The 21,537-nt window shown below is 44.0% G+C and carries 18 protein-coding genes and 1 pseudogene; 17 read left to right on the plus strand and 2 right to left on the minus strand.

The annotated features are described in order from the left end of the window. Window positions 1–183: 183 nt before the first annotated feature. The 6 genes from rplU to KUA49_RS11315 all read left to right on the plus strand — a co-directional run bounded on the left by rplU (window position 184) and on the right by KUA49_RS11315 (window position 8,083). Entirely contained in the window at window positions 184–501 is a 318-nt protein-coding gene (gene rplU / locus KUA49_RS11290) for a 50S ribosomal protein L21 (RefSeq protein WP_006848683.1), read from the plus strand. Between the two features lie 19 nt (window positions 502–520). Next, complete coding sequence (rpmA, locus tag KUA49_RS11295; RefSeq protein ID WP_006848684.1) at window positions 521–811, plus strand: 50S ribosomal protein L27; 291 nt, start codon at window positions 521–523, stop codon at window positions 809–811. A gap of 226 nt (window positions 812–1,037) precedes the next feature. Next, window positions 1,038–2,330, plus strand: a complete 1,293-nt coding sequence (gene serS, locus KUA49_RS11300) for a serine--tRNA ligase (RefSeq protein WP_022109697.1) — start codon at window positions 1,038–1,040, stop codon at window positions 2,328–2,330. Between the two features lie 205 nt (window positions 2,331–2,535). Further along, the gene (locus KUA49_RS11305) at window positions 2,536–4,884 is read left to right on the plus strand and encodes a bifunctional dihydroorotate dehydrogenase B NAD binding subunit/NADPH-dependent glutamate synthase (RefSeq protein ID WP_218412826.1); all 2,349 of its coding nucleotides are present in this window, start codon (window positions 2,536–2,538) and stop codon (window positions 4,882–4,884) included. Window positions 4,885–5,590: 706 nt separating this feature from the next. Further along, on the plus strand, window positions 5,591–6,823 hold the full coding sequence (locus tag KUA49_RS11310; protein ID WP_218412827.1) for a site-specific integrase: 1,233 nt from the start codon (window positions 5,591–5,593) through the stop codon (window positions 6,821–6,823). 63 nt (window positions 6,824–6,886) lie between these two features. Continuing rightward, the gene (locus KUA49_RS11315; protein ID WP_318331607.1) at window positions 6,887–8,083 is read left to right on the plus strand and encodes a site-specific integrase; all 1,197 of its coding nucleotides are present in this window, start codon (window positions 6,887–6,889) and stop codon (window positions 8,081–8,083) included. Window positions 8,084–8,315: 232 nt separating this feature from the next. On the opposite strand, the gene KUA49_RS11320 is transcribed toward KUA49_RS11315, so the two are convergent. Both KUA49_RS11320 and KUA49_RS11325 read right to left on the minus strand, forming a co-directional pair. Further along, a complete protein-coding gene (locus KUA49_RS11320; protein WP_089545418.1) occupies window positions 8,316–8,624 on the minus strand; it encodes a helix-turn-helix domain-containing protein in 309 nt (102 codons plus the stop codon). An 82-nt stretch (window positions 8,625–8,706) separates the two neighbouring features. Then, window positions 8,707–9,018: a helix-turn-helix domain-containing protein gene (locus KUA49_RS11325; RefSeq protein WP_008656559.1), complete on the minus strand. Its 312-nt coding sequence runs from the start codon at window positions 9,016–9,018 to the stop codon at window positions 8,707–8,709. Between the two features lie 396 nt (window positions 9,019–9,414). Between KUA49_RS11325 and KUA49_RS11330 the strand changes: the two genes are divergently transcribed. The 11 genes and pseudogenes from KUA49_RS11330 (at window position 9,415) to KUA49_RS11380 (ending at window position 21,176) form a co-directional block, all read left to right on the plus strand. Continuing rightward, the gene (locus tag KUA49_RS11330; protein WP_117988923.1) at window positions 9,415–9,894 is read left to right on the plus strand and encodes a DUF3408 domain-containing protein; all 480 of its coding nucleotides are present in this window, start codon (window positions 9,415–9,417) and stop codon (window positions 9,892–9,894) included. Window positions 9,895–10,078: 184 nt separating this feature from the next. Then, window positions 10,079–10,492: a plasmid mobilization protein gene (locus tag KUA49_RS11335; protein WP_218412793.1), complete on the plus strand. Its 414-nt coding sequence runs from the start codon at window positions 10,079–10,081 to the stop codon at window positions 10,490–10,492. After that, window positions 10,489–11,439, plus strand: coding sequence for a relaxase/mobilization nuclease domain-containing protein (locus tag KUA49_RS11340; protein WP_218412792.1), 951 nt, complete (start codon window positions 10,489–10,491; stop codon window positions 11,437–11,439). Before KUA49_RS11335 ends, KUA49_RS11340 begins: the two co-directional genes overlap by 4 nt. A gap of 31 nt (window positions 11,440–11,470) precedes the next feature. Then, a pseudogene (locus tag KUA49_RS11345) lies at window positions 11,471–12,222 on the plus strand (hypothetical protein). 287 nt (window positions 12,223–12,509) lie between these two features. Then, complete coding sequence (locus KUA49_RS11350; protein ID WP_203055485.1) at window positions 12,510–12,698, plus strand: hypothetical protein; 189 nt, start codon at window positions 12,510–12,512, stop codon at window positions 12,696–12,698. 66 nt (window positions 12,699–12,764) lie between these two features. Continuing rightward, window positions 12,765–13,529, plus strand: a complete 765-nt coding sequence (locus KUA49_RS11355) for a leucine-rich repeat domain-containing protein (RefSeq protein ID WP_203055480.1) — start codon at window positions 12,765–12,767, stop codon at window positions 13,527–13,529. Window positions 13,530–13,555: 26 nt separating this feature from the next. Then, window positions 13,556–15,067: a vitamin K epoxide reductase family protein gene (locus tag KUA49_RS11360; RefSeq protein ID WP_203055481.1), complete on the plus strand. Its 1,512-nt coding sequence runs from the start codon at window positions 13,556–13,558 to the stop codon at window positions 15,065–15,067. A gap of 2 nt (window positions 15,068–15,069) precedes the next feature. Further along, window positions 15,070–15,903, plus strand: coding sequence for a GLPGLI family protein (locus KUA49_RS11365; protein ID WP_218412790.1), 834 nt, complete (start codon window positions 15,070–15,072; stop codon window positions 15,901–15,903). Window positions 15,904–15,923: 20 nt separating this feature from the next. Then, window positions 15,924–18,494 carry a carboxypeptidase-like regulatory domain-containing protein gene (locus tag KUA49_RS11370; RefSeq protein WP_256624847.1) on the plus strand — a complete coding sequence of 857 codons (2,571 nt, stop codon included), beginning with the start codon at window positions 15,924–15,926 and terminating at the stop codon, window positions 18,492–18,494. A 39-nt stretch (window positions 18,495–18,533) separates the two neighbouring features. Then, the gene (locus tag KUA49_RS11375) at window positions 18,534–20,687 is read left to right on the plus strand and encodes a peptidase domain-containing ABC transporter (RefSeq protein ID WP_412178608.1); all 2,154 of its coding nucleotides are present in this window, start codon (window positions 18,534–18,536) and stop codon (window positions 20,685–20,687) included. Window positions 20,688–20,699: 12 nt separating this feature from the next. Next, window positions 20,700–21,176, plus strand: a complete 477-nt coding sequence (locus KUA49_RS11380) for a hypothetical protein (RefSeq protein ID WP_256624846.1) — start codon at window positions 20,700–20,702, stop codon at window positions 21,174–21,176. Window positions 21,177–21,537: the final 361 nt, after the last annotated feature.

Raw genomic sequence — 21,537 nt, forward strand, 5'->3', positions numbered from 1 at the left:
CCTAAAAGAAGAAAGATTTTCATTCCCCTATTCTCTTATTTCAAAGAAAGTTAGTAATTTTGCACCCCGAATGCTCATGGATTGGGCAAATATTACAGAAAAAGTTAAGTTCGTTGGGGCTCGGTCAAGATCCGGCACGAAGCTGGACGCCTCGCGGAAAAACCCGTTTATATAAATAATTAAATGTACGCAATCGTAGAAATTAACGGTCAGCAGTTCAAGGCTGAGGAGGGCAAGAAGCTCTTCGTACATCACATCAAGGATGTTGAGGCAGGTCAGACTGTTGAGTTCGACAAGGTTTTGCTCGTTGACAAAGACGGCTCAATCACTGTCGGTGCACCAGCTGTAGAGGGTGCAAAAGTAGTAGTAGAAGTAGTGAACCCACTCGTTAAGGGTGACAAGGTTATCGTCTTCAAGATGAAGCGCCGCAAGGACTATCGCAAGAAGAACGGTCACCGTGCACAGTTCACTGAAGTATCAATCAAATCTGTAATCGCTTAAAATTAGGAGGAATTAGAAAATGGCACATAAGAAAGGTGTTGGTAGTTCTAAGAACGGCCGTGAATCAGCTTCACAAAGATTAGGCGTTAAGATCTGGGGTGGTCAGAGCATCATCGCAGGTAACATCATCGTTCGCCAGCGTGGTAACAAGCACTTCCCAGGTGAGAATGTAGCTCAGGGTAAGGATGATACATTGTATGCTCTGGCAGACGGTATCGTTTACTTCCACAAGGGCCGCAAGGACAAGAGCACAGTTTCTGTTCTCTCTCCAGAGGTTTACGCTGAGAAGACTAAGAAAGCTGACGCTTAAATTTTAAAGTTTTAGAAAAAACTATTCCAAACAAACAATATAGAAGCCTGCTCATACCTAGAGCAGGCTTTCTTCGTTTATTTCCAAGCTCCTTAACCCCATAAAATCACGAAAAAACTTTAATTCTACCCTTCTCTGCAAAAAAGTTGGCTTTTTTTTGCGCTATCACAAATATTTTTTGTAATTTTGCCTTCAAAATAGGAAATTAATATTAAAAAGAATTTTTATGCTTACACTTAAACTCATCAGTGAAGAAACTGAACGTGTAGTTAAAGGTCTTGAAAAGAAGCATTTCCCAAATGCTCGTGAGGCCGTAGAGAAAGTTTTGGAGTACGACAAGATTCGTCGCGAAGCTCAGCAGAAGCTGGATAACAACAAGCAGCAGGCTAACCAGTTTGCCAAGCAGATTGGTGCCCTGATGAAGGAAGGCAAGAAAGAGGAAGCTGAGAGCGCTAAGGCTCAGGTAGCTATGCTCAAGGCTGACGCCAAGGCTCTTGAAGAGATCATGGAGAAGGCACAGAACGATATGACCAACCAGTTGCTCGAAATCCCTAACATCCCTTGCGAGCAGGTACCTGAGGGCAAGGATGCAGCCGACAACGTGGTTGTAAAGGAAGGCGGCGAAAAGCCTAACCTCGGCCCAGACGCTCTCTGCCACTGGGATCTTCTCAAGAAGTACAACCTGGTTGACTTCGACCTCGGTGTGAAGATTACAGGTGCCGGTTTCCCTGTATATATCGGCAAGATGGCTCGCTTCCAGCGTGCGCTCGAGGCATTCTTCCTCGATGAGGCCCGCAAGAGCGGATACCTGGAGATTCAGCCTCCATACGTTGTAAACGAGGATTCTGGTCGCGGCACAGGTCAGTTGCCAGACAAGGAGGGTCAGATGTATCATGCTAATCTCGACAACCTCTTCCTCATCCCTACTGCCGAGGTTCCTGTAACCAACATCTTCCGCGATGTTATCCTCGACGAGAAGGACCTCCCTATCAAGCGCTGCGCTTACTCTGCCTGCTTCCGTCGTGAGGCTGGTAGCTACGGCAAGGACGTTCGTGGCTTGAACCGCCTGCACCAGTTTGACAAGGTAGAGATTGTACGCATCGACAAGCCAGGTCACTCTTACGAGAGCCTGAACGAGATGCTCGACCACGTAGAGGGTCTCTTGAAGAAGCTGGAGTTGCCATACCACATCCTCCGTCTCTGCGGTGGTGATATGAGCTTCACATCTTCTATCTGCTACGACTTCGAGACATGGAGTGCAGCACAGGGCCGCTGGCTGGAGGTTTCATCAGTATCTAACTTCGAGAGTTACCAGGCCAACCGTCTCCACTGCCGCTACCGCCATGCAGAGGACAAGAAGATTGAGCTTTGCCACACCCTTAACGGTTCTGCTCTCGCCTTGCCACGCATCGTAGCAACCATCCTGGAGAACAACCAGACTCCAGAGGGCATCCGCGTACCTAAGGTATTGGTTCCTTACTGCGGATTCGAAATGCTCGACGACAAGAATTTCGATTAATTCGATTCATTCGATAAAACATCGATTCATTCGATTCATTCGATAAAATTTAAATAAAACATATTGTACGAGGATAACTTCGGCTACCCCATAAAGGCGGCCGCAGTTATCCTTTTGCGTTTTCTATACCATGAGCAAACTTATAACAACTAATAATAAGAAAGAGAAAGAACAGATAATATTCAACATAAAAAGTTAGTAGCCAATGAACAAGATTATCAAGAAAATACAATACTCAGAAAAGGTATTCCGTTTCGATGTGGAAGCTCCACTCATCGCCAAGAGCCGCAAGGCTGGCAACTTTGTGATTATCCGTGTAGATAACAACAGCGAGCGCATGCCGCTTACCATCGCCGATGCCGATATCGAGAAAGGCACCATCACGCTGGTGGTACAGAAGGTAGGTCTCTCCTCTACCAAGCTCTGCGCCCTGAACGAGGGCGACGAGATTCACGACGTGGTGGGACCACTTGGCAACCCTACCCACATCGAGAACTTCGGCACCGTAATCTGCGCCGGTGGCGGCGTGGGCGTGGCTCCTATGCTCCCTATCATCAAGGCGCTAAAGGCCGCAGGCAACCGTGTGCTCAGCGTGATTGCAGGTAGAAGCAAAGACCTCGTCATCATGGAGGATGAGGTACGTGCATCCAGCGACGAACTCATCATCATGACCGACGACGGAAGCTACGGCGAGAAAGGTGTGGTAACCGTAGGCATCGAAAAGCTCATCAACCAGGAGCACATCGACAAGGTGTTCGCCATCGGTCCTCCTATCATGATGAAATTCTGCTGCCTCCTCACCCAGAAATACAATCTCTCTACCGATGTATCGCTCAACACCATCATGGTGGATGGCACCGGCATGTGCGGAGCCTGCCGTCTAACCATCGGCGGCAAGACCAAGTTTGTCTGCATCGACGGTCCTGAATTTGATGGCGCCCAGGTAGATTGGGATGAGATGTTCAAGCGCATGGGCACTTTCAAGGATGTGGAGCGCGAGGAGATGGAGCACTTCGAGGAACATCTGGCTACAGTGGATGCCGAGAAGAAGAAGAAGGAGACCACAGACGTGACGATGGATGTGGAACCTACCGATGCATCCATAGAAGAACTTACCGACCGTAATGCCGAGTGGCGCAAGGAGCTGCGCTCAGCAATGAAAGCCAAGGAGCGCACCGCCATCCAGCGCGTCAAGATGCCGGAGCTAGACCCAGCATATCGTGCTACCACCCGCACCGAGGAAGTGAACATCGGCTTGACCAAGGAGATGGCACTCACCGAGGCAAAGCGCTGCCTCGACTGTCCTAAGCCTACCTGCATGGAGGGCTGCCCAGTGAGCATCAACATCCCATCCTTCATCAAGAACATCGAGCGTGGCCAGTTCCTAGCCGCCGCCAAGGTTCTGAAGAACACCTCAGCCCTGCCAGCCGTTTGCGGTCGTGTTTGTCCGCAGGAGAAGCAGTGCGAGAGCAAGTGCGTACATCTCAAGATGAACGAGCCAGCCGTAGCCATCGGCTATCTGGAGCGTTTTGCAGCTGACTACGAGCGTCAGAGCGGCAATATCTCCGTACCGGAATGCGACCCGGCAAACGGCATCAAGATAGCCGTAGTAGGTTCGGGTCCTGCCGGATTGAGCTTTGCAGGCGATATGGCGAAGAAGGGATTCAGCGTCACCGTGTTCGAGGCTCTGCACGAGATAGGCGGCGTGTTGAAATATGGCATCCCGGAGTTCCGACTGCCAAATGCCATCGTGGATGTGGAGATTGAGAATCTCCAGAAGATGGGCGTAAAATTCATCACCGACTGCATCGTGGGCAAGACCATTTCCGTAAAGGATTTGGAGCAGCAGGGCTTCAAGGGCATCTTCGTAGGTTCGGGAGCCGGACTCCCTAACTTCATGAATATCCCTGGCGAGAATGCCTTGAACATCATGTCATCCAACGAGTATCTTACCCGTGTCAACCTGATGGATGCTGCCAATCCTCATACCGATACCCCTATCAACCTGGGCAAGAAGGTGGTGGTAGTAGGCGGCGGAAACACTGCTATGGACAGCTGCCGCACCGCCAAGCGTCTGGGAGCCGAGGTAACCCTGGTATATCGCCGTTCGGAGGCAGAGATGCCAGCCCGTCTCGAAGAGGTGAAGCATGCCAAGGAAGAAGGCATCAACTTCTTCACCCTGCATAACCCTAAGGAGTATGAGGCTGACGAGAAGGGTGCCGTAAAGGCTGTGGTGCTGGATGTGATGCAGCTTGGCGAGCCAGATGCCAGCGGTCGCCGTCGCCCAGAGACTACAGGCAAGACCATCACCCTGGAATGCGATCAGGTGATTGTAGCCGTGGGTGTGAGTCCTAACCCACTGGTACCTCAGAGCATCGAGGGTCTGGAACTTGGCAGAAAGAACACCATCGCCGTGAATGACGAAATGCAGAGTTCCATCGGGCAGATTTATGCCGGAGGCGATATCGTGCGAGGTGGTGCCACCGTGATTCTCGCCATGGGAGATGGACGGAAGGCTGCACTCAACATGAGCAAGAAGCTTTTGGAGAAATAAACTCTGAAGCCAGTCTGAATCAGATTTGATTATATAAACCGAGAGGGTGTATCAAAAGCCTTGATGGCTTTCAGATGCACCCTCTCATTTTGCGGAAAACAAAACTGTTATTGTTATTGTTATCATCTTCGCTGATTCCGCTGAGGAATGACGTGAAACTGCAATTGATAACAATAACAATAACAGTTTTAAATTCCGCTCCATCACCCTAGCGGAAAAGAAGTAAGAATTAAAGTTATATATTATATATATTTATATATAATATATAAAATTTCCTTACACCTTTTTCTTCCCTCGGAAAATAAAACTGTTATTGTTATTGTTATCAAACGATGCTTGTTCTCTCTTACAAAACTATGTTTCTTAGCACAAAAGACTATGTTTCTCAGCACACAAAATTGCGAGTTAGCTTTATTAACATAAAGCTCTAAAGCAGCCAAAGGAGAATAAGAGAGGTTGGAACGTAAACAGTTGGGAATGAGCAGATTTGCACAAAGTTGCCAAATCGACATAAAGCAAGCGAGCGAGGAATATTGAAGTAGTTCAGTTACTAAATCGTGAGCCACAGTTACCTATGCAAAGCAGGTAACAATGCGGAAAGGCAACTTTGGGCATTAACGGATTTTATTGCGCTGATTCTCAATGTTTTGCGTATCAAGGAACGCTTACAAAATGATTATATTTGCACACTCAAAATGTAAGCGTTATGAAAATCGAAAAATTCAAGGTGTTGCTCTACCTGAAAAAGAGCGGAATGGACAAGAATGGAAAAGCTCCCATCATGGGACGCATCACGGTGAACAGGACTATGGCGCAGTTCTCCTGCAAGTTGTCTTGCACTCCATCGCTTTGGAATTCTCGTGCCAGCCGATTGGAGGGCAAGAGCAAGGAAGCCGTGGAAACCAACAAGGACATCGGGCAGTTGTTGCTTTCCATCCAAAAGGCTTTCGATGTGCTTGTGGAAAAGAGAACGGACTTCGAGGCTAAGGATGTCAAGGAGGCCTTGCAGGGCAGCGTCAAGACACAGACCACCCTTCTCTCCTTCGTGGACGAGCATATCAGTGAACTCAGCACCCATGAGGGCATCGATATGTCGAAGAGCAGTGTCTGGACTTACAGAAAGATTCGCAAGAATCTCGCTGAGTTCATCGGGGAGAAGTATAGGTTGACTGATTTGGCTTTCGGACAGCTGACCGAGCCTTTCATCAGTGACTTTCACCATTACCTGCTTGACGAGAAAGGCTTTTCATCAGGAACCATCACCATCTATGTGTCGCTCTTCAAGAAGATGTGCCGCATCGCCTTTGAGCGAGGCCTGTGCAAGAACCTGCTGTTCGCCCATTATCGGGTTGGCACTCCAAGGGTTATGACACCCAAGGCTCTCAGCATGTCTGATTTCATAAAAATCCGTGATGTGGAACTGCCCGAAGACAAGCCGAGACTATCCGTTAGCCGTGACCTGTTTCTTTTCGCCTGCTATGCAGGAACAGCCTTCATAGACACCGTTTCCATCACGAAAGCCAATGTCAAGGTGTTGGAGGATGGTGACAAATGGCTCATCTATAACCGCAAGAAGACCGGAACACTTGCCAGGGTGAAACTCCTGCCCGAAGCGTTGGAGTTGATGGCGAAATACGAGGACGAGGCAAGAGATACCCTTTTTCCATTGCTGAGCACGAATCGTGTTCGTATCGATCTCATCACCATCTGCAAGTTGGCGGAAACGAGCAAGACCTATTCCTACCATTCGGGACGACACTCGTTCGCCAGCCTCATTACGCTGGAGGCAGGTGTGCCGATGGAGACCATCTGCAAGATGCTCGGTCACAAGGATGTGAAGATGACGCAGCGGTATGCGAGAGTGACCCAAAAGAAGCTGTTTGAGGACATGGACAAGTTCATCGCTGCAACCGAGAAGGACTTCGTTCTCGCATTATGAACAGGGCTTTCAACTTTTCTTTTTACAGTTCAACCACATTATTATATTATAAGGACAACAACTATGAGCAGAAGTACATTTTCAATTTTGCCTTACATCAACAGACAGAAGGTGAAGGCAGACGGAACAGCCAACATACTTTGCCGCATCACCGTTGACGGCAAAAGCGCAGCCATTTCCACAGGCATATCCTGTACCCCACAGGAGTGGAACGCCAAGAAGGGAGAGGTACGGAACGCAAGGGACAACGGACGATTGGCAAGTTTCCTTGCTGAGGTCAAGGATAAATACAACTCACTTCTTTCCACCAACGGCATCATCACCGTGGAAATGCTGAAGGCAGTGTTGAAGGACAAGGACACGACAGGAAGGTTCTTGCTGAACTTTGGTGATACCATCGTAGAATGGTATCGAACCGCAAAAGCCAGACAAACCTTTCTGCACAAGCGGACATGGCAGAAGAACCTGAGAGACTTTGTCCATTCGTTGGATAAGGACGACATCGCCTTTGAGGACATAGACGAGAATTTCGGGGAGGAATACAAGCTATTCCTGAAACGAGACCAGGGACGTATCGACAGCTACGTGAACCATTGCCTTCTCTGGCTGAACATGTTGATGTACAAGGCAGTGGACAGGAGCATTATCCGCTTCAATCCCATAGTCAAGATAGGGTATGAGAAGAAGGCAGCCCCGAAGATGACCCATATCAGCAAGGCAGACTTCATCAAGATGCTCTCTACCCCGATGGCTGACGAGCGAACGGAGCTTGCACGCAGATGTTTCATTTTTGCCTCGCTCACCTCCTTATCCTATATAGATGTAAAGAAACTGTACCCTCGCCATATCAGTGAGAACTCCGAGGGTAGGAAGTTCATCCGCAAGGAAAGAGAGAAGACAGGCGTGGAGTTCTTCGTGCCACTCCATCCGATAGCCGAGAAGATTCTTTCGCTCTACAATACCACGGACGACAGCAAGCCTGTTTTTCCACTGGGTGAGAAGAAAGACATCTATCTTGATGTGCATACCCTTGGAATGGTGCTTGGCATAAGTAATAAGTTGGGATTCCACGCCAGCCGCCATACATTCGGAGTCTTGATGCTCAACGAGGACATTCCCATCGGCAGCATAGCCAAGATGATGGGACACGCAGACATTACAAGCACACAGGTCTATGCGCAGGTGACGGAGCAGAAGATTTCAAATGACATGGATAAGCTTATTGCCAAGCGAGAAAGGAACAAAAATCCAATGGCATAGACCTGCCATAAAGCAACGTTCCTTGGAGGCTTTGCGCCTCCAGCCACTTGGGCGAACCTCCGCAGTGTGTTTTAGCATGGTATTAGATTTATACAGGTAACACAAATGATACCCGGCAAACACGAACAACTCGGTATAGCCAATAAAACGAGGCGACAACCTATAACAGCCACACTCGGTAAGTTATACGTTGTCGCCTTGTTCATTTCACACACTCATCAAGGACATTCTCCTACACACCTTTCATTCTGTACGCCTCACGATAGTTAGCCATCAGAATCTTCTGAATGTCGGACTCGCGGTAGAGTATCTTTCCGCCAAGCTGGATATACGGGATGACACCGTTGTTTCGGTAGTCCTGCAGGGTTCTTCGGCTCAGTTGCAGCCTGGCGCAAAGCTCCTTGTCCGTCATGAAGCGCTCACCGTCAAGCATGGGGCGGTAGTTCATCACGGCACGTTCAAAATTGTCAACCATTCGGTTGAGGTGGTTCACGATGTGGTTCATCCACTCGCTGTTTTTTGTCATTACTTCATTGCTCATAGTTGTCTCGTTTTATTGTTGATACTTACGTTACTCGGTTTACTTGCTGCTTTGGATTAAGTGGCTGTTGTATATTGACAGCCTAACCTGTGCGCTTGCGAAAGCGCATGTCCTTTTTCTTGTCCTCCACTACCGCTACGATAGCCATCACGTCCTCCGGCTTGTAGTAGGTCTTGTGGCTGATTTGCGTATAAGCCAAAGTTCCGTTGTCCCGAAGCGTCTGCACTGTCCGTGGGCAGATGTTGAGCGTCTGACACACGTCCTGCGTGTCGAGCCACTTGTTCATGGTCTTGTCCTCACTGCGCTCACGGATTCTGTCCATGCGCTTCACGAAGTTCTCCAACTGGGCATCAAGATAGTTGAATGCCTCTTCCTCGAATACGATGAATCCCATACTTTTCTTTTTTCTAAGTTAATACTATGTTTATGTCGCAAAGCTCCACGCATATGCAGTGCTCCACGTTTGTGAGTGCAAAGATAAGGCACGGCAATCTAAAAACAAGCGTTTTCAATTTCTGTGGCAGTATGTTGCCAGGGTTTGCCGACTTCAACGCCAAAAACAACAAGAAAAACTTGCACGACTGCAACGAATACATGAACAATGATGAGTTGAGAAATACGTTGAAGTTCTCACAACTATCTCGGTATGCAAATAAGCAAGCCACAACTAAATTGCCACGTTACACCCAATCAGTTGCATGGCTGCACTCAGTACACTTACTTTGCACCCGACAATCGGTCAATGGTGCAAACCGTGACCACTATACTAACAAATAAAACAGCATAAGCTATGGCAAGAACAAAAGAAACGAAAATGTCTCCTGAACAGCAGGAGAAAATGACACAGGAGGTGGTGGCTTCGCTTCAATCATCCACTTATGGTAAAGACTATGCCCAAGAACATAGCTCTTTCTTTGAAGAGGTGGAGAACTCCGATTTAGAAGTTGTGACAGAGAATGTGGCTGCAACAACCTCCTGTATGGAGGACGAGCTAACAAACGAGGCTCAATCGCCACCGAATCCGCAGAAGCGCATCAGTGGCAAGCAGCGCAAGGCGACATTGGAGGAGTATCAGCAGACCTTCCTCCAGGTTCCAAGGATTGACGACCGCAAGCCAGTCTTCGTCAGTTCCGATGTACGAGACCGTCTTGATCGTGTCGTCCGCATCCTCGGAGGGAGACGCATGAGCGTATCGGGCATCATCGAGAACATCGTGCGCCACCACCTAAGCCTTTATGAAGAGGACTTCGAGGCTTGGCGCAAATTGTGAGAATTAAGGTCTGCGACCTTGGACGTGGATAGCTGAAAGGCTGTAGTTCCAACTAACGTGTTATGAGAGGGAGCGAGGTTATGTTTTGGGAACCCCAAAACGCCTCGCTCCACCATGAGGGCGGAGGAATTTTGCTCCCGGCGGTCGCAGAAAGTGAGTGTACCAACTGTAAACAGTATATCGAATGACAAACATACAGGAACAGAATAGGAAAAAGGGCGGAAGACCGCCTACAGGCAGGGTTCGCAAGCTGTCGAAGTCTGTCACGGTGAAGTTCTCGAAGCCAAGCTACGAGGCTTTGAGACTGAGGGCGAGGAAAGCCAACCGCAAGTTGGCGGAGTACATCCGTGAGTCCACCTTGAACGGCGAGGTGGTCAGCGGACACAACACAGATACGGTTGCCATTGCCAAGAACCTCATCGGTATGGCGAACAACCTCAACCAACTTACCAAGCTGTCGCATCAGAGAGGTTTCCACGAAACCCATGTGTATGTGGTGGACTTGTTGAGAAGATTGAAAGCCATCCTTGGCGAGTATCGCCAAGTAAGTTATAAACCGAAGCCAAGCAGTATGGGCAGAAAGGAGGATGCCACATGATAGGCAAGCTAAAGAAGGGCAGCTCATTTGCTGGTTGCATCCGCTATGTTACAGGCAAGGACGAGGCGAAAATCATCGTCTCGGATGGCGTGTTGCTCGGTACGAATGCCGAGATGACGCAAAGTTTCGAGCTACAAAGGCAACTAAATCCAAGGATTAAGAAGCCTGTTGGGCACATAGCTTTGAGCTTCAAGCCAGAGGACAAGCCACGTTTGACGGATGAATTCATGGCTAAGATAGCCCTTGAATACATGCAGATGATGGGGATAAAAGATACTCAATTCATCATCGTAAGGCATCACAACACGGACAATCCACATTGCCATATAGTATATAACCGCATCAATAACGAGGGCAAACTCATATCAGACAGGAATGATTACAGACGTAATGAGCAAGTTACCAAGGCTCTAAAATCCAAGTATGGACTTAGTTACGGAACGGACAAGAGCAAGACTAACACTCGCAAATTGCGCAATGCGGAGCGTGCCAAATACGAGATTCACAATGCAGTTAAAGGTGCCTTGAATAACTCAGATAGTTGGCAGAAGTTCAAGAGCGAGCTTGCAAAACGAGGTATTCATTTAGAGTTTGTCTATAAGGATAAGGAGCAAACCAAGGTGCAAGGCATCCGTTTCTGCAAGGATGGATATAGCTTCAAGGGTACGCAGATTAGCCGAGACTATAGCTTTGGCAAACTAAATGCGAGATTAGAGGGAACGGAGAACCTTTTATCAGCAAGAGCCAAATCTGCTCAGCAATACGAGCAAGGCAATCACAAGAACAACCAGGAACCATCCATATCGGAGAGCAGTCAAAACCCTTGGGACGGCATTTCTTCCATTGGACTTTTTGCTTCTGCCAACGCTCAGACCTTTGAGTCTTTCCCAGAGGACGAATCAGCCAAGAAGAAAAAGAAGAAACGCAGAAGAGGCTTTAGCCTTTGATGCAAGTTACAAACCAAACAACATCAGAAATATGAAAGAAGAATTATTGGAAGCCATCTACGGCACAGTTGAGAGATTGGAGCAGAAAGTCGATGAACTTTCTGCTTCCACAAAGAACGCAGGAGCGGAAACCGTTCCTGCAAATAATGACATAACCAAGTTGGATAAGTCAATCAATGCGATGTTTATCAAAGAAGAGGAAGTCAGAGGTAAAATATCCAAATTAAGAGATGCCATTATCGTTTTTGCTGACCTTATTAAGGTTGAACTTGGCAAAAATGAGCAGCGAAGCAAGTTCTTGGTTGATGAAGTCAAGCAGATGAGACAAGGGAATGATGTTTCCTCGAAGGCATTGCAAGACAAACTTGAAGTGATGAACAATTCACCTCAGAAGAAACTTGTCACCCATCGCTTCGAGCCTACATCAAAGTATGTTCTTCTTTTCATTGGCGGCTTGGCTCTATCTCTTGTCCTCTCCATTTGGGGCAATCTCACCCAATGGCGAGAGCATCAAGATTGGGAGGAGGCAGACTTGAAATATAGGGCATTGAAAATGGTTCTTCCATCTGATGAGCCGAATATTCGCTACATCGAAAAGCATTTCAATGTGCAACGAGATGAAGATGTGATATACAAGCTCAGAACCAGAGTTGATGTTTATGAAGATTCTGTCTATCAACACCATAAAATGGTTGAGGTAGCATCATATAAAGATAGTGTAGCAAGAAACTTATTAATGAATCAAATAGAATAAAGATGCAAGTAAACCGTAAAAAAAAGTAAGTGAAAATGCTATTTTAGCGTTATTATGCAAAGTGTAATCACGTACAACATAGTTTAATGTAGTTTAAATATTCTCTGAAAATTACTTTGTTTCAAAAAGTCTTCATATCTTTGCACTCGGAATACAAAATGAGGCAAATAATTGCAGTTTGCTTTTGTTTTGGTGCAATTGTTCCAATAACCTTTACACAAGGTTGATACAGCCCCGTCTGTTTAAAAGGCGTAACTTCTAAGACACGTAGAATCCTAGGCAATTAACTGATGGTTTAATTTTAAAACTAAAGATTATGATTGTAAGTTTTAAAAATGGAGAAAGAGTGTTCACAATGGAAAACGCAGATTTGCGTTCCATTTGTGGTGGTACTGCGGTAGCAACACAAAGTTTCCCTTGTACAGTTCATGAAAGTGATGGTTCTGTACACACGAAAGTGGTTTCTAGTGTTGAGGAATGTTTAGAATATGGTGGACTTAAGTAATTAAGTAATGTTGAAAGTTCTGAGTTTCGACTCAGAACTTTCTTCTTAATTTTTAAATTTCTTAATATGCTTAGACTTATTTTTATATTTTTGCTTATATTGGCTCATTCTGTTTCGTATGGGAAAAAGTATACATTGTCAGAAACCCCTAATGGGTTATGTCTAAAGCAATGGTTAGGAAAGGATTCTGTCATAGATTTCAACAGCCATAAAGAACTAAAGAAAGTTAAGATTATAGGTGAGATGGCTTTTGAAAAGAACAATCATATAAAAAAAGTTATATTGCCAGCACAATTAAAAATTATAGAGAAGAGGGCTTTTAACACTTGTGAAAAGTTAGAACAGGTAAAGATTCCCCCGTCTGTAACATATATTGGTAATAGTGCATTTAATATGGACAGAAATTTACTTTTAGCTTCCTTACCAGATAGTTTAACAGAAATAGGAGAGTGGGCTTTTTGGGATTGCAATAAAGTCTCTATATCTACCATACCGCAATCTGTCATAAAGATTGGAAGACAAGCATTTACTTGCTGTGAAGGTATCACAACTCTGATTTTCAAAAATAATATGGAAGTCATTAATGATAGATGTTTTTCTGGTTGCAAAAACATAGAAAGAATAGTGTTTCCAAAAAATCTCAAGGTCATCGAGCATTTTGCATTTGCTCGTTGTATAAAACTAAAATGTGTGGATTTTCCCAAAAGTCTTGAAAAAATCAGTCATCAAGCATTTGCCAATTGTTGGGATTTAGAAATAGTGAATTTTTCATCAGCTCCCAATGTTGATTCGACGGCATTCGACAACTGTAAGTATCACTTTGGTAAATAGCAATAAACATTTAAATACAGAAAATCATGGATGTTTTGAAGCATATATTATTTCTTTTAAATATAAAATTTACATGCACATTCTTGCATAAACTTTATATGGAAAATCCTAACAATACTAATTTGTTAGGATTTTCAAATATGCTTAGACTTTATGGCATTGATACACAAGCAGGGAAAATTACCAATACGGAAACTTTTGGAAATGAGATTCTTCCATTTCTCACAAGAATAGATGATGCTTTTGTAGTTGTTGAAAATTGCAAAGAAAACATATATAAGCTATATACAGATGAATATACATATATAGAGAAAGATGCATTCTTTGAGAAGTGGGATGGTACCTTTCTTGCCTTTGAGAAAACACAATATAGTGGTGAACCTCAATATGAAAATCATAGAAAGGAGGAAAGACTGCAAACTCTTTATATAATATTGGGCTATTGTGGCTTATTGGTATTGTGTGCGTTTTCTGTTTTGGCAAATGAGAATATTTTTTCAATTTGCATGAATCTTTTAGGATGTGGAATCGGAGGATTTCTCACATACTGCATTATGGCTCAGCATGTAGGCAAAAACATTGCTAAGAAAATATGCACAAATAGTCATCATTTTGATTGTAATATAGAATATCGGTTGGGTGGTATAATAGACTTGGCTGATATTTGTGCAGCATATTTTGCTACCTTTTTCTCGTTAATAGTATTTTTAAAACTTTCAACATTATTTACAACATTATTTTGGGCATCAGCAATACCTGTTGTTGCCTGGAGTTTGTGGACACAAATCTTCGTGGTGAAGAAATTTTGCCCTATATGCTTATGTTTGCTAACAGATATATTTGTATTAAATGTATTCAATATATGTACTTTAGATTTTGGAAATGTGCATTTTTCGAACTCTGATATTAGGGATGTTATGTGTTGTGTTCTTCTTTTTATTGTATATTTGTCATTTTCGTTAAAATATTCAAAAGATATATTGGGGAAGTGTGTACAAACTGAAAATATTAGAAGAAGTAATAATTATCTAAAAGAACAATATTTATTGATGTTAAATACTTTCCCTCAAAATATAGATTCTATATCACAATGTTTGGATAGTATTAATTGGGGAGAGACAAATGCGCATAAGCATCTTGTTGCTGTATTGAATCCAACATGTGCTCCTTGTGCTTTAGATTTCTTGAACATGTATAATGCTATGGCTTTAAGTAATTCCATCAAAGTACATGTGTTTTTTGCATATTGGACAAAAGAGCAGCATGAAAAATTGGAGCTTTTAGTTTCTGCAATATTACAGAATCCCAATAAGGCAATGTATGTTATTCAAAATTGGTATGAGATTGGAGTTTATGACCAAAAGCTATTTGAGGAAAAATTCTGTGCAAAAAATATAGAACGTAAGTCTATAGACCAACTTATTGATAGGCAAAAAGAATGGTGTGTGAATAATAACATTCACTCCACCCCTTCATTTATGCTTAATGGACACTTCTTGCCAAAAGGATTTAATTTTATGGACATAATAAACTTTTAGATATGAAAATAATAAGACTAACTTCACTTATTTTGTTTTTAGGTATGACACCTACTATAATGGGACAAAACAGTTCAACTTCCGTAGATGAATACGAATGTATATACGAGTATCAAGTAAAGAATGACAAAGGTTCTTCGGATGTAACTTCTACCATTTTGCAAATCGGCAGAAACATAGCCATGTTTTCCGATTACACTGCATTCCGAGCTGACTCTGCCATTGCCTGTAAAGCTCCAGAGACAGACATTCAGAAGTTCAAGACACAAGAAATGAGAAACGATATGTTCTTCGACCAGTCTGTCTCTCAAAATGTGCCAAAGGGTAAGCTGTCTGTTTATAGTGTCATTACGCCTAATTACTACAGCTATGCGGAGAGTGGCACACCGATTGTTTGGAATTTTGACGAGGATACAGACACCATCTGCGGATATACTTGCCAGAAGGCGGTGGGAGAATATGGCGGTAGAACTTGGATGGTTTGGTATTCCACCGAGATACCTGTGTCTTTTGGTCCTTGGAAACTTTGTGGTCTGCCAGGGTTGGTATTGGCGGCAAAGGATTCTGAAGGCATACATCAGTTCAAGGCAATCACTTTCCGCAAGTCGAGCACTCCTATGAACTTGAAACCATACGCCAATGCCATCAAGACCTCAAGGGAACAATTCATCAAGTCGAAGAACAAGTTTGAGCAAAATCCGCTGGTCAACATACCTGCTGAATCCATCAGTGAGATGACTATCGAGAAGTATGAGGATGGTGGACACAGTGCCTTGGTTAATGGTGTGGTGCTGAGAATGCGCCCTAACGGATATGTTCCTCTCGAATTAAAATAGACAAAAGGAGATTTTGGTATATGAGAAGATTTTTGTTTTTGATGATGTTGGCTTGCTTCTGTAACTGCACTTTTGCACAAAGTGTGGTTACAGGAGTTGTGCGTGATACCACAGGCACGAACTTGGAAGGTGTCATCGTTAGAATAAATGCCGACAAGGCAACGCTTGGTTTTGCGAGAACGGCAGAAAATGGCTCTTACAAGATAACTTTCAAGACCGATGCCAAGCAGATAACTATTACAGCCGAAGCCATCGGATATGAGAAAGCCAAGAAGGAAATCAAGAATCTCTCACAAGCGTGTAACTTCAATCTGAAGGAGAAGTCAACAGCCCTCAAGGAAGTTGTCGTAAAAGCCCCTGCCATCTATCAGCGTGGTGATACCTTGTCTTACAACTTAGCCTCATATATCGGAAAGAACGACTATACGCTGAAGGATGCCATGAAGAAACTTCCAGGAATCGAAGTTGGTGACAAAGGTTCCATCAAATATCTGGGCAAGGAGATTTCCAACTTTTATATCAATGGCATGGACTTGTTGGGGGGAAGATATAACATTGCCACAACCAACATACCTGCTTCCTTTGTCAACTCCGTCCAAGTGCTCAACAACCATCAGGCAGTAAAAGCCGACAAGGATGTTTTTTCAGACAACGTTGCTATCAACGTGAATATGAGCAACAAGGCTAAGTTCAAGCCTGTAGGCTCTTATGGCGTTTCGCTCGGTGCTGGCAAGCATACCTTGTATGAAGTGAATGGTGCGGGAATGCTCTTCAAGTCAAACTTCCAAATGTTGGCTTCGCTAAAAGCAGGCAACATCAGTCAGTTCGCATTGAATGAAGGAACGAACCATTTCGATAGCAAGGAAACTGTATCTACAGTGTCAAGTTTGCTGGGAAACATTTCCGCTTCCACTCCTCCCATTGAGGTGGATAGGTATGCCTCACCAACTGACCGCTTGTTGTCGTTCAACATATTGAGGAAGATTAGAAAGGATGTTACCATTAAGGGAAATGTCGGATATAGCTATGCGAAAAGTCAATATGACTATAGCTTGACTAGAAGCTATACCGATGCGGAAAACAATATCGTTATCTCACAAGCATATTCACCTCTGTCATCTGTGCATCGCCCAAGCATTCAGTTGGAATACAAAGACAACTCAGACAAGACTTATCTCGTCAACACTTTGTCGGGCGTTGGCTCTTTCTTGACATCAGAGTTGCCGACAAGGGAAAACGGCACGCTCTTTAACCAGAAGCAGACCATGCGAGAGTTCTTTCTGAACAACAAGTTTTCTACATTATGGCATCACAAGGACTTGCGATGGTCGTTGACGTCGGTTGTCTCATACCAAGGTTCTCCCATGGGAAAGGTAGCTCTTGACAAAGAAACGAAAGATGCTGTTGTACAGAATGCCAATGGGCAAAGTTTCCGCACAGAGAACACACTCTCTCTGTCTAAGAAGCATCGTAATTCACGTATCTATTTGCCGATATTACTGAACTATTACATGGATAAAGTACAGACGACTTTACATCCTATGGATGAAAGCAACGATGTGAGTATGCAAAATCTCAGAGTGGCATTGGCTCCACAATATGAATATTCGCATTTTCAATACAGATATGTCTTACGTTTGGAAGTGCCTGTGCGCATGGACTATATAGCTCACAGAGACCACATGATTGCATCTTCTTCTGGCTCTTGGTATTTTTCTGTTTGCCCAAGTATGTATTGCAACTATAAGCTCACTTCTCGCTCAGTGCTTCGTACCAACATATTCTACGCCCGTACATTCGGAGACATCTTGGATTTCTTGAAATCTCCTGTCCGAATCGATGATACTTCCATGAAGATGGGTTCGGGCATCTTGGCGGATAACAAGAGTTTGAACGCCTCGTTGCATTACGACTATAAGATACCGCTGAAAATGTGGTTCTTCAATGCTGATATTCTGTATAATCAAGAGAGAAGCAACATTCTGGCAAGCCAGGATGCAAGCAATACGCTCGTAACCATGTCGAAGGTATATGCCCCAAACACAGCAAAAAGTCTCATAGGGCAAGTAGGCATTACCAAATTCATAGAGTCCATCAAGACCAAGATTTCCTTGAACGGTGGCTATCAGTGGAGACGGCAAATGACCTTGCAGAATGGTTATCAACAGAAATATACATGGAAAAGCTTGACGTTCTCTCCTTATCTGACATCGCAACCTTGCAAATACGTAGAGTTGGATTACAATGGCATGTTTGCCAAGACTTATCTTTATGCTGCTTATCAAAACGACAGCTATCTGAGCCAACAGCACAAGGTTTCTTTGAAAATCATGCCCTTTGATGGCTTCGTATTTGACACATCTACAGATATTGTAAAAAATGAGTTGACGAAAGATGTGACCAAGACGATGGCTCTATTGGATATGGGCTTGTCTTATCGAAAAAAAGCGGTAAAGGTATCCCTTGACATCAGAAACATTCTGAACCAACATCAATATGGCTACACCATCTACAATTCCGTCAACACTTTCACATATAATTATCAACTGAGGGGAAGGGAGTGTGTCTGCTCGGTAAAACTAACGATATAAAGAATGAATAAAATACATTTCATAAAGCAACACGATGGCATGCAGTGTGGTGCTGCATGTTTGGCAATGATTGTCAATTCATATGGTGTCAAGTGTTCCTTAGAATATGTTTCACAAATGTTACATATAGGGAAAAATGGCGTCTCAATGTTTGCTATTACAGAGGCTGCAAATGAAATTGGTTTCAATTGCCAAGGGCAATTGTATACTGTTGAACAATTGAAAGAAGCACAAATGCCTTGTATTTTACATTGGAACCAGAACCACTTTGTTGTATTATTTAAGATTAGTAAAAAAGAAGTTTTTTGCATTGCAGACCCAGGAAAAGGATTGCTAAAATTAACTTTCGAAGACTTTTGTAGACATTGGATTAGTACAGAACAGCAAGGAACGAGGGGGACTGTGTTATTGCTGACTCCTACAGAAAAGCTGGAAAACTTTCATATAGACAAATATCACTCAAACAAATCCAAGCATGTTTTGTGGAAATACATATTGAAATATAGGTATTTGTACATTATGTTATTATTGGGGCTATTTGTCGGTAGTCTCTTGCAACTTGTCTTGCCATTCCTTACCCAATCCATCGTGGATGTTGGTATCAAGAACCAAAACATAGGATTCGTTTGGCTTATACTGTTGGGACAGTTAATGCTCACAATCAGTAGAACGGCTATTGACTTTATCCGCAGATGGCTGTTGCTCCACATATCACTGCGCATCAACATATCGTTGGTGAGCGACTTCTTCATCAAGCTATTGAAGTTGCCGATGTCTTTCTTTGACACGAAACTCATGGGCGACTTGATGCAGAGAATGAACGACCATAGTCGAGTAAATACTTTCTTGACACAGCAGACTCTCAACATAACTTTTGTAATATTCACCTTTGTGGTGTTCTCATTGGTTCTGTTCTTCTACAACAAATTGGTGTTTGTCATCTTCTTGTTGGGAAGCATCCTCTATGGTGTATGGATGACCTTGTTTTTGAAACGAAGAAAGGTTCTTGATTATGAACTGTTTGAGCAGCAAGCCATCAATAATAACAAGACTTATGAATTTATCACTTCTATGCAGGAAATCAAATTACAGGGTTGTGAGCAACGCAGAAGATGGGAATGGGAGGACACACAAGCTGACTTGTTCGGCGTGCAGATGAAGTCGCTCAAACTCCAACAGACTCAGGAGGCAGGAAGCATCTTTATTAATGAGGTGAAGAACATCATCATTACGGTAGTCGCTGCAACCGCCGTGATTCATGGGCAAATGACACTCGGTATGATGCTTGCCGTGCAATACATCATCGGACAGCTCAACTCACCAGTGGAGCAACTGATGAACTTCTTCTATTCTCTACAAGATGTGAAGATTAGCTTGGAGCGAATCAACGAGATTCACCAGATGGATGATGAGAATGGAAAGGAAGGCTTGCTAACTTCTATTGAAGATAAGAATGAGGGCATTGACATCAAGAACATCATGTTCAAGTACGACCCACATGCTTTGCGCAAAACCATAGACGATGTGAGCATTCACATTCCGCAAGGTAAGGTAACAGCCATCGTTGGCGCATCTGGCAGTGGAAAGACCACCCTCATCCGTTTGATGCTTGGTTACTATCCTGTCTTGGAAGGACAAATCAACATAGGCAATACAGACATCAACAAGCTCAACAAGAAATGGTGGCGCAGACAATGTGGCGTTGTGATGCAGGAAGGTGTCATCTTCTCGGAGAGTATCGCACGTAACATAGCCGTTGATGATGGTGACATAGACAAGGAACGGTTGCTAAAAGCAGCCGAGATAGCTTGTATCAAGGATTATGTGATGGCTTTGCCTCTGAAGTTCAACACCAAGATTGGACGTGATGGCGTGGGACTGAGCCAGGGACAGAAACAACGCATCTTGATAGCGAGGGCGGTGTATAAGAATCCTGACTATATCTTCCTTGACGAGGCAACCAACTCGCTAGATGCTAACAACGAGAGAAGCATCGTGGAGAACTTGGATAAGTTCTACAAGGGCAAGACTGTTGTGATTGTGGCTCATCGCCTGAGTACGGTGAAGAATGCCGACCAAATTGTGGTCATCGACCATGGAAATGTGGTTGAAGTTGGCAATCATGAATCGCTGACAGCCAAGCGAGGAGCATACTATAATCTTGTGAAGAATCAGTTGGAATTGGGAAACTAAAATGCTTTTGACATGGAACAGAAAGAAAAAGAAACAGATAATATCGAGTTGAGAAGCGAGAAGGTGAGGAACGTGATAGGCAAGGTTCCTCCTCGCCTCGTCAGCTTGGGAACGGTTGTCATTACGATAATAGTCCTCGCCCTCGCAGTTGCTTTCTACAAGATACCTTATCCTATATCCATAGAGGCTAATGGTGAGGTCATCAATCAAAGAACAGTGCAAGTGTTTGTGCCATACAAGTATTTGTATCTTTTCAATGAGCCAAGGACGGCTCATGTATCTTTCGAGGGCAACGATAATGCATCTTATAACTGCGACATCACAAGCCATAAAGCCAGGCTCATACATAGGGAAGATGGTAACTATTTTATGGCTATAGCCACTGTGAGTACACAGGGACAAAAGTCCCCTGTGTTGCAAAAGTACATGAAAGCCGATGTCAGAATCATCGTCAGCAACAAAACGTTATGGCAGCAGGTATTCGGATAAGCTATATCCGAATACTGCTGTTTGTTTTTGGATACATATTGTTGGTAAGCATCAGATTTAACTCAAAAAGTTCTAAATTCCGTAAATTTCTCCTTGCTAGTTATGGGATATTTAGAAAATTGTCGTATCTTTGTCCCCGAATTGAGGCGTTCTTTGCATATTGCAAAATACAGAAACGAGCAGAAGTCCGCTCGTTTCCATATTGTTACCTATATAATATAGGCAAACGCCCAACTTCTTGATTTTCAATCAAAGTCCAATTTAGAGCGAGTTAGTTTTTTTAACGAAATTCGGAATCAGAGGCTGCTGAAAATCGACCCTTATCGCCACCCGAAATTTGGTGGTATCAGAATTTCATTGT

The sequence above is a fragment of the Segatella copri genome, from assembly GCF_019249655.2.
Taxonomy (GTDB): Bacteria; Bacteroidota; Bacteroidia; order Bacteroidales; family Bacteroidaceae; genus Prevotella.

Excerpts from the sequence above, each read along its gene's own strand:
- KUA49_RS11335 (WP_218412793.1), top strand. The coding sequence starts at position 10,079 with ATGACAAACATACAGGAACAGAATAGGAAAAAGGGCGGAAGACCGCCT.
- KUA49_RS11320 (WP_089545418.1), bottom strand. The coding sequence starts at position 8,624 with ATGAGCAATGAAGTAATGACAAAAAACAGCGAGTGGATGAACCACATC.
- KUA49_RS11355 (WP_203055480.1), top strand. The coding sequence starts at position 12,765 with ATGCTTAGACTTATTTTTATATTTTTGCTTATATTGGCTCATTCTGTT.
- KUA49_RS11305 (WP_218412826.1), top strand. The coding sequence starts at position 2,536 with ATGAACAAGATTATCAAGAAAATACAATACTCAGAAAAGGTATTCCGT.
- KUA49_RS11340 (WP_218412792.1), top strand. The coding sequence starts at position 10,489 with ATGATAGGCAAGCTAAAGAAGGGCAGCTCATTTGCTGGTTGCATCCGC.
- rplU (WP_006848683.1), top strand. The coding sequence starts at position 184 with ATGTACGCAATCGTAGAAATTAACGGTCAGCAGTTCAAGGCTGAGGAG.
- KUA49_RS11315 (WP_318331607.1), top strand. The coding sequence starts at position 6,887 with ATGAGCAGAAGTACATTTTCAATTTTGCCTTACATCAACAGACAGAAG.
- KUA49_RS11310 (WP_218412827.1), top strand. The coding sequence starts at position 5,591 with ATGAAAATCGAAAAATTCAAGGTGTTGCTCTACCTGAAAAAGAGCGGA.
- KUA49_RS11370 (WP_256624847.1), top strand. The coding sequence starts at position 15,924 with ATGAGAAGATTTTTGTTTTTGATGATGTTGGCTTGCTTCTGTAACTGC.
- KUA49_RS11365 (WP_218412790.1), top strand. The coding sequence starts at position 15,070 with ATGAAAATAATAAGACTAACTTCACTTATTTTGTTTTTAGGTATGACA.
- serS (WP_022109697.1), top strand. The coding sequence starts at position 1,038 with ATGCTTACACTTAAACTCATCAGTGAAGAAACTGAACGTGTAGTTAAA.
- KUA49_RS11330 (WP_117988923.1), top strand. The coding sequence starts at position 9,415 with ATGGCAAGAACAAAAGAAACGAAAATGTCTCCTGAACAGCAGGAGAAA.
- KUA49_RS11360 (WP_203055481.1), top strand. The coding sequence starts at position 13,556 with ATGGATGTTTTGAAGCATATATTATTTCTTTTAAATATAAAATTTACA.
- KUA49_RS11375 (WP_412178608.1), top strand. The coding sequence starts at position 18,534 with ATGCAGTGTGGTGCTGCATGTTTGGCAATGATTGTCAATTCATATGGT.
- KUA49_RS11380 (WP_256624846.1), top strand. The coding sequence starts at position 20,700 with ATGGAACAGAAAGAAAAAGAAACAGATAATATCGAGTTGAGAAGCGAG.
- KUA49_RS11325 (WP_008656559.1), bottom strand. The coding sequence starts at position 9,018 with ATGGGATTCATCGTATTCGAGGAAGAGGCATTCAACTATCTTGATGCC.
- KUA49_RS11350 (WP_203055485.1), top strand. The coding sequence starts at position 12,510 with ATGATTGTAAGTTTTAAAAATGGAGAAAGAGTGTTCACAATGGAAAAC.
- rpmA (WP_006848684.1), top strand. The coding sequence starts at position 521 with ATGGCACATAAGAAAGGTGTTGGTAGTTCTAAGAACGGCCGTGAATCA.